At 73.2% G+C, this 6519-nt stretch carries 5 protein-coding genes; 1 reads left to right on the forward strand and 4 read right to left on the reverse strand.

The window, feature by feature from the left end; all coding sequences use genetic code 11:
• The first annotated feature begins 117 nt into the window (after positions 1-117).
• Positions 118-2694, forward strand: a complete 2577-nt coding sequence (gene pepN, locus ACFWEP_RS29610) for an aminopeptidase N (protein WP_387374592.1) — start codon at positions 118-120, stop codon at positions 2692-2694.
• 166 nt (positions 2695-2860) lie between these two features.
• On the opposite strand, the gene ACFWEP_RS29615 is transcribed toward pepN, so the two are convergent.
• From ACFWEP_RS29615 to ACFWEP_RS29630, 4 genes are all read right to left on the reverse strand, one after another.
• On the reverse strand, positions 2861-3091 hold the full coding sequence (locus ACFWEP_RS29615) for a hypothetical protein (RefSeq protein WP_358763416.1): 231 nt from the start codon (positions 3089-3091) through the stop codon (positions 2861-2863).
• 20 nt (positions 3092-3111) lie between these two features.
• Positions 3112-5262, reverse strand: coding sequence for a 4-alpha-glucanotransferase (malQ, locus tag ACFWEP_RS29620; protein ID WP_387374594.1), 2151 nt, complete (start codon positions 5260-5262; stop codon positions 3112-3114).
• Positions 5263-5589 (reverse strand): hypothetical protein, encoded by a 327-nt coding sequence (locus ACFWEP_RS29625; RefSeq protein ID WP_387374595.1) that lies wholly within the window; start codon positions 5587-5589, stop codon positions 5263-5265. It lies immediately after the preceding gene.
• Positions 5590-5799: 210 nt separating this feature from the next.
• Entirely contained in the window at positions 5800-6336 is a 537-nt protein-coding gene (locus ACFWEP_RS29630; protein ID WP_387374597.1) for an HNH endonuclease, read from the reverse strand.
• Between the last annotated feature and the right edge of the window lie 183 nt (positions 6337-6519).

Genomic DNA, 6519 nt, shown 5'->3' on the forward strand with positions numbered 1-6519 from the left:
GTGGCCGCCCCCTCGCGCTTTGTTCCTCCCTCTCCGCTCCGGGCGAAAGCACTTAACGCCACCCGCCCCTGACGTGGAAGGATGACCCGAAACGTCACCATAGAAGGAGATGACCGGGTGCCTGGCACGAATCTGACCCGCGAAGAGGCACAGGAGCGGGCACGTCTGCTGACCGTGGACGCCTACGAGGTCGAGCTCGACCTCTCCGGAGCGCAGGAGGGCGGGTCCTTCCGGTCCGTCACCACGGTGCGCTTCGACTCCGCGGAGGCCGGTGCGGAAACCTTCATCGACCTCGTCGCCCCCGCGGTGCACGACGTCGTCCTCAACGGAACCCCGCTGGACGTCGCCGCCGTCTTCCGCGACGCGCGGATCGCGCTGCCGCACCTGCGCGAGGGCGCGAACGAGCTGAAGGTCGTCGCCGACTGCGCGTACACCAACACCGGTGAGGGTCTGCACCGCTTCGTCGACCCGGTCGACGAGCAGGCGTACCTCTACACCCAGTTCGAGGTGCCGGACGCACGACGGGTGTTCGCCAGCTTCGAGCAGCCCGACCTGAAGGCCACCTTCGCCTTCACCGTCAAGGCCCCCGCCGGCTGGACCGTGATCTCGAACTCCCCGACGCCCGCTCCGGTGGACGACGTCTGGACGTTCGCGCCGACGCCTCGCATCTCGACGTACATCACGGCGCTCATCGCCGGCCCGTACCACTCGGTGCACAGCAGCTACGAGCGCGACGGCCAGTCGGTGCCGCTCGGCATCTACTGCCGCCCCTCGCTCGCCGAACACCTCGACGCGGACCACATCTTCGAGGTCACCCGGCTGGGCTTCGACTGGTTCCAGGAGCAGTTCGACTACGCGTACCCGTTCGCCAAGTACGACCAGCTCTTCGTCCCGGAGTTCAACGCGGGCGCGATGGAGAACGCGGGCGCGGTCACCATCCGCGACCAGTACGTCTTCCGCTCCAAGGTCACCGACGCCGCGTACGAGGGCCGGGCGGAGACCATCCTCCACGAGCTGGCCCACATGTGGTTCGGCGACCTGGTCACCATGGAGTGGTGGAACGACCTCTGGCTGAACGAGTCGTTCGCCACCTACACCTCGATCGCCTGCCTCGCGGACGCCGAGGGCTCCCGGTGGCCGCAGTCGTGGACCACGTTCGCCAACTCCATGAAGACCTGGGCGTACCGGCAGGACCAGCTGCCGTCCACCCACCCGATCATGGCGGACATCAACGACCTGGACGACGTCCTCGTCAACTTCGACGGGATCACGTACGCCAAGGGCGCCTCGGTCCTCAAGCAGCTCGTGGCGTACGTCGGCCGGGACGAGTTCTTCGCGGGCGTGCAGGCGTACTTCAAGGCGCACGCCTTCGGCAACACCCGGCTCACCGACCTGCTGGGCGCGCTGGAGAAGACCTCCGGCCGCGATCTGAAGGCCTGGTCGAAGTCCTGGCTGGAAACCGCCGGCATCAACATCCTGCGCCCGTCGCTGGAGACGGACGCCGAGGGCCGGATCACCTCCTTCGCCGTGCTCCAGGAGGCCCCGGCGCTCCCGGCCGGTGCCAAGGGCGAGCCGACGCTGCGCCCGCACCGCATCGCGATCGGCTTCTACGACCTCGGCGCCGACGGCAAGCTGGTCCGCGGCCGGCGGATCGAGCTGGACGTGGACGGCGAGCGCACCGAGGTGCCACTGCCCGAGGGCACGAAGCGTCCGGCCGTCGTCCTGCTCAACGACGACGACCTCAGCTACGCGAAGGTCCGGCTCGACGAGGAGTCGCTGCGGTTCGTCACCGAGCACCTGGGCGACTTCGCCGAGTCGCTGCCGCGTGCGCTGTGCTGGGCCTCGGCCTGGGACATGACCCGCGACGGCGAGCTGGCCACCCGCGACTACCTGGAGCTGGTGCTGGCCGGTATCGGCAAGGAGTCGGACATCGGCGTGGTGCAGTCACTGCACCGTCAGCTGAAGCTGGCGCTCGACCAGTACGCGGCGCCGGAGTCCCGTGAGGCGCTGCTGACCCGCTGGACGGACGCCACCCTGGCGCACCTGAACGCGGCCGAGGCCGGCAGCGACCACCAGCTCGCCTGGGCCCGTGCCTTCGCGGCGACCGCGCGTACCCCGCAGCAGCTGGACCTGCTCCAGGGTCTGCTGGACGGCACCAAGGCGGTCGAGGGCCTGGCCGTCGACACCGAGCTGCGCTGGGCGTTCGTGCAGCGGCTCGCCGCGACCGGTCTGCTGGACGAGGAGGAGATCGCCGCCGAGTACGAGCGCGACAGGACCGCGGCGGGCGAGCGGCATGCGGCCGAGGCCCGTGCCGCGCGTCCCTCCGAGGAGGCCAAGGCGGAGGCCTGGGCGCTGGTCGTCGAGTCCGACAAGCTGCCGAACGCCGTCCAGGAGGCGGTCATCGGCGGTTTCGTCCAGACCGAGCAGCGCGAGCTGCTGGCGCCGTACGCGGAGAAGTACTTCGCGGCGGTCAAGGACGTCTGGGAGACCCGCAGCCACGAGATGGCCCAGCAGGTCGCGATCGGCCTCTACCCGGCGATCCAGGTCTCCCGTCGGACGCTGGACGCCACGGACGCCTGGCTCGCCACCGCCGAACCGAACGCGGCGCTGCGCCGGCTGATGTCGGAGTCCCGCGCGGGTGTCGAGCGCGCGCTGCGCGCCCAGGCGGCGGACGCCGCCGCCGCGACCGCCTAACGGCGCCGGACGGACGTCGGGCGCCCTCCCCGGGTACGACCGGGGAGGGCGCCTTCGTGCGGGGCGGGCCGCTCACGGCAGGGCGGCGCGTCCGTGTCCGGACATGCGTGTGCGCCGCGCGGTAATCCCGTACCGGCGGCGCACACGGCTTGAGCGTGTGAGGGTGTTACGCCTTCTTCTTGGACTTGTCGAGCACCACGACCAGGCCCGCGATCACCACGAACAGCGCGAGGGGCGCGAGGACGTACAGGCTGATGGTCTCGATGACCGACAGGCCGGTACCCGGGTCGTCGCCGTCGTCGCGCGAGAGCGCGAGAGCGGGGGACGACATGAGCAGCATCATCAGCGTCGTACCGGCCGCGACGGCGCCGGCGCGCATAGCGTTCTTCTTGTCCACGGTGCAAACGTAGCGAACGCCTAAGGACGCCGCGCGCCCGGGGGTGCCGTACGTGGGGTCCGGGGGGTCAGTCCGTCCATCAGCCGGTGCAGTCGGGGCGAGCCGGTGATCTGCTCCAGCGTCAGGGGACGGCCCTCCCCGTCGGCGATCGGCAGGCGCCAGTTGGGGTACTGGTCCCACGTCCCGGGGAGGTTCTGCGGGCGCCGGTCGCCCACGGTGTCCGGGAGCCAGATGCCGGTCAGCCGGGCGGGCGTGCTCAGCAGGAAGCGGTGCACGGCGCGTACGGCGGCCTCCTCGTCGCCCTCGCCCTCGGGCAGCAGCCGCAGCCGTGCCAGGCAGCCGAGCCATTCGGCGGTGTCCGCGGCGTCCTCGGCGAGCTCCTCCTCCAGGCTGCGGGTGAGCAGGCCGAGTTCGTGGCGGAGCGCCACGTGGTCGCCGGAGAGGCGGGCGGCGGTGGACGGCAGGTCGTGGGTGGTGGCGGTGGCCATGCAGTCCCGGCGCCAGTTCTCCGGCGCCAGTGGGCGCCCTGTGCCCTCCCAGTCGCGCTCGAACCAGAGGACGGACGTGCCGAGGACACCGCGCCGGGCGAGCGCCTCGCGCACGCCCGGCTCGACCGTGCCGAGGTCCTCGCCCAGGACGACGGCCCCGGCGCGGTGGGCTTCCAGGACGAGGACCGCGAGCATCGCCTCGCCGTCCTGGCTGACGTAGGTGCCCTCGGTGGGCGGCCGGCCCTCGGGGACCCACCAGAGCCGGAAGAGGCCCATGACGTGGTCGACGCGGAGCGCCCCGGCGTGCGCGAGCAGTCCGCGCAACAGGTCCCGGAAGGGGGCGTAGCCACAGGCCGCGAGGGCGTCGGGCCGCCAGGGCGGCAGGCCCCAGTCCTGGCCGCGCGCGTTGAACGCGTCCGGGGGCGCGCCGACGGACATGCGGCGCGCGTAGTCGTCCTGCCCCGCCCAGGTGTCGGCTCCGGCAGGGTGCACGCCGACCGCTAGGTCGTGGATCACGCCGACCTCCATCCCGGCGTCCCGGGCGGCCCGCTGGGCCTCGGCGAGCTGGGTGTCGGTCAGCCAGGCGAGCCGGCTGTGGAAGTCCACCCGGTCCAGGAGCCCGGTACGGGCGCGGGCGGTCTCGCGGGAGCGGGGGTCGCGCAGCGGCTCGGGCCAGGTGTGCCAGTCGGGGCCGTGCACCTCGGCCAGCGCGCACCAGAGCGCGTGGTCCTCCAGGGCCTGGCCCCGGGCGGAGAGGTAGTCGCAGTACGCGGCCCGGCGGCCGGGGGTCAACGGCACCTGGTGGATGAGCTCCAGCGCCTGCCGCTTCAGCTCCCAGACGGCGTCCCGGTCGATCAGCGCGCCCTTGTTGAGCACGGCCTCCGAGAGCGCGGCGGCGTCCTGGCGGAGATCGTCCAGCACCGCACGCGCGCGGACCTGGCCGTACTCGGGGATCGACTCGACGTGCAGGTGGACGGGGTCGGGGAAGAGCCGCGAGGAGGGGCGGTACGGCGACGGGTCGGTGGGCCGCCCGGGGACGGCCGCGTGCAGAGGGTTGATCTGGACGAACCCGGCACCGAGGGTGCGTCCGGCCCAGGAGGCGAGGTCGGCGAGGTCACCGAGGTCGCCCATGCCCCAGGACCGCCCGGAGAGCAGGGAGTAGAGCTGTACGAGGAAGCCCTGGGCGCGGGCGGCGGGCTGGGGCGCGCGGGCGGGCGCGACGACCAGGGTCGCGGTGCCCTGCCGGTGGTCGAGGGTGCGCGCGGTCACCCGGTGCACGCCGAAGGGCAGGTCGGGCCACCAGACGGGGACGGCGGACGGCGGGGGCGTGTCGGGCACGTCCGCCTGCGCGCCCGTGACGCGCAGCCGGACCGGTTCGGGCCGCCCGGCGCCCGCTCCGGCCTCCGGGGCGACGGTCAGGGTCGTACCGATCGGCAGCGCGGCGAGGGCGGACGGCAACGGCTCGCCCGCCCAGACCACCACGGTCGGCGGGAGCAGCCCGGAGCCCGCCCTCGATTCGGCGGCGGCGAGCGACCTCCGTACGTCCTCCGGGGTGCCGGCGGCCACCCCCAGCGCGGCGAGCACGGCCGTGACCGTGTCGTCGGGGACGGACACCGTGACACCCGCGGACGGGGAGTAGGAAGTGGCGACGCCGTGCAGGGCGGCGAGCCGGGACAGGCCCATTCAGACTCCTGGAGACTCCATGGCCCCCGCGACACCGGGGGCGGTCGGTTCGCTGGTGAGCGGAGCGACGACGGCGAGCGGCGGCTCGCTCGTCAGGGGGGTGGCGTCGGCGAGCGGCGGCTCGCTGGTGAGGGGTGCGGCGCCGGTGGCGAGGGGTACGTCGAGCGCGGGAGTGACGACGGCGCGGTCGTGGCGGTCGGTGCCGCGCGGTCCGCCGGCGGGACGGGGGACGGCGGCGGGCGGGAGGGGCGGTTCACTGGTCAGCGGCTCGGGGCCGGGGACCTGTTTGGAGAGGGCGGGGAGCGGAAGTCGCGCGGCTGCGGGCAAGGTGGGGCCTCCTGGCCGTGGGAGCAGGACGGTAGAGAGACCTACCCAGCCCTCGGGTGCGCAGACGTGAGCGTGACATAGGTCCGATGCCAACGTCCTCAACGTGCCGTAGGTCACATTCCGTTCCCCCGGACGGCAGATATGGTCCATTTTCAGCCACGGTGCCGCCCGCCCGGGACGGCGTCCGCCGACCCACCGGCCCGGGGGCGTTCAGGCGGAGACGCCGTCGATCCGGGCCATCGCGTCGTCCGCGCCGAACGGCTGGAGGTAGGGCAGCCAGCGCGGGTCGCGGTGGCCGGTGCCGATGATCCGCCACGCCAGTCCGGTGGGCGGTGCGGGCTGGTGGCGCAGGCGCCAGCCCAGTTCGGGGAGGTGCCGGTCGGCCTTGACGTGGTTGCAGTGGCGGCAGGCCGCCACCACGTTGTCCCACGCGTGCAGACCGCCCCGGCTGCGCGGGACGACGTGGTCGACGCTGGTGGCGGCGGCCCCGCAGTACACGCAGCGGCCTCCGTCCCGGGCGAAGAGCGCACGGCGGGTGAGCGGGACCGGCCCCCGGTAGGGGACCCGTACGAAACGCTTGAGGCGGACCACGCTGGGCGCCGGCACGGCGGTGGTGGGGCTGCGCAGGAGGGCGCCGGACTCTTCGAGGCAGACGGCCTTGTTTTCGAGGACGAGGACGAGCGCGCGGTGCAGTGGTACGACGCCGAGCGGCTCGTACGACGCGTTGAGAACCAGGACGTGCGGCACGGTGGATGCCTCCTTGTACGCCGGCGGCGCGTGGCTCGCGCCGGGACGATCCGCTCTCAGTCTCTCCTCATGCCTGGTCCGGGCGCCACCACGTGCGGGTAACGGGCCGGACCGATTCCGCCCGGACGGCCGCACGGCCACCGCCCGGCCAGCGCCGGGTCGGCGTCAAGGTCGCCCCCGCCC

The organism is Streptomyces sp. NPDC060198 (genome assembly GCF_042728415.1).
GTDB lineage: Bacteria > Actinomycetota > Actinomycetes > Streptomycetales > Streptomycetaceae > Streptomyces.

Excerpts from the sequence above, each read along its gene's own strand:
- malQ (WP_387374594.1), bottom strand. The coding sequence starts at position 5,262 with ATGGGCCTGTCCCGGCTCGCCGCCCTGCACGGCGTCGCCACTTCCTAC.